1 protein-coding gene is annotated in these 1,389 nt (G+C 44.3%); it reads right to left on the bottom strand.

Annotation, left to right across the window (positions count from 1 at the left end):
- Positions 1 to 1,389, bottom strand: a 1,389-nt coding sequence (locus tag A3756_RS27925) for a hypothetical protein (RefSeq protein WP_197481376.1), incomplete at both ends; no start/stop codon positions are given.

Genomic DNA, 1,389 nt, shown 5'->3' with positions numbered 1-1,389 from the left:
ACTTTTCCAGAGGTATATGCATTAAATAGGAAGCCTGATCGTTTGGTAAATCGACTTGAGCTTCTATCTTTGGCCCCTTCAGGCTCTGTACAACCAAGACCCCAATATGTGCACCTGCATTTTCAAGAATTACTTTCATCATGCTTTCAATGAGGTTGTGTAAATCCAACTCCCCCGACAGGGTCTGCATTGACTTTATGATTGACTGAAAATCCAAAGCCTCTCCCGACCTGACTGAACTGGTCGCGGATAAGCCAGTTGAAAACTGCTGAGTCAGCGTAACATTTGACGAATTACTAAATGTGGCTGGCACTGTTTTATCACGTTTCTCACTTATAGCCAGCTCAGGATAACATGCTAATAGCCTATCAATTTTGGCTTTATTCCCCCAACTCTTGTACCAGCTATGTGCCCGTTTAATCGGAACATCGGCAAGGGATTCAAAACCAATATCTATTAAGTAGCGTCCAAAGAATTCGTTTGATAAACCGGCATATTGTCTAAAGCCGTTTTCCTCGGCTTCCTTTATGGCCTGTTTATAACGCTTTGCCGTTTGTTCAAAAGGCGCGCCATCTAAGGCAAGCTGCTCTGCTTCTACCAAAGCAATTTTATGCTCATGATTAAGAGAATATAAATCGGCTCGAAGCTGAAGAATGTGCTTGAGCTCGTTTGATACTTTCTCCAATTTTTTGAATGCTTGATGACTAGCGCCTACAAAGCCCTCTCTCTGAGCACGAATAAAGGCAAGATTACTAAGGCAATATAGGTCAACCATCATAAAATGGCTTTTGAAAAGCCCGTAACTTGCAACCGCGTCAAACAAATGCGCAACCAGTGTTTCGCAATCCGCTTCGTCCCAGAAGAAGTATTCAAAACGGCAATACATGAGAAAGGCTTTGAAAGAACTACCATTGATAATTGCTAACGAGGTCGCCTCGAAGTTTTCGTCGCCAAGCAAGTATTCGTGCTTAAGATAAGATTGCCAAGAGTTTTCAAGTATCGGCAGAAAAGGAACACGCAAAGACTTTTTCTCGACAAAGGCCTTCGCCTCCTCATACTCTGTTAGTAACTCTTCAATGGGAAAGCCCGCAACCGCTTTGATCGTTGACTTCGCAGATAAGCACACCCCTGCTCTAGCAAGCTCTCCTGTCTCAATCCCGGCTTCGAAGCCTCTCTCGTAAGCGTAATATGACTCTGTGACGTGTCCTTTTAGATGTGCAAGTGACACTCCAATTCCATTCCATGCAGAAGCGGAGTCCCTACAGTTCGGATTACTTTCCAGCCACTGCTTAGCTTTTTCACCAGCTTCATAGGCTGCCCCATACTCATCTCTTAACGCCAATAGCATGCCATAGGTAGTTAAGGTCACCGGTGTTGCATCAGTTCGAC

This window comes from Oleiphilus sp. HI0086 (assembly GCF_001635225.1).
Note: the sequence above shows the minus strand (reverse complement) of the source record. Positions and strands in the feature narration are given on the sequence as shown.